This window comes from Tenacibaculum sp. AWR4_210 (genome assembly GCF_056160945.1).
On sequence record NZ_JBSWYF010000070.1, the window covers coordinates 1 to 330 of the forward strand.

Annotated in this window: 1 protein-coding gene; it reads right to left on the reverse strand. The window is 53.0% G+C overall.

Annotation, left to right across the window (positions count from 1 at the left end):
• Positions 1–330, reverse strand: a 330-nt coding sequence (locus tag ACXAG7_RS20065) for a hypothetical protein (protein ID WP_476667941.1), incomplete at both ends; no start/stop codon positions are given.

The window sequence follows — 330 nt, forward strand, 5'->3', positions numbered from 1 at the left end:
ATGTTACCGTGCTTCCTGCACAGATGGTAAGTGTTCCGTTAGTTCCGGCATTTGGTAAAGCCTGCTCGCTTACCACTACCTGAGCTGTTGCGGCTGTGGTACATGGTGCCGTTGCTGCTACGGTATACGTATAGGTATTAGCGCCGCCTAATGCTGGTGACCAAGTTCCGCCTGTCGCAGGACTTCCGCCTAAGGCTGCAAATAACTGCGCCGATGTTACCGTGCTTCCTGCACAGATCGTAAGTGTTCCGTTAGTTCCGGCATTTGGTAAGGCTTGTTCGCTTACCACTACCTGAGCTGTTGCTGCTGTGGTACATGGTGCGGTTGCTG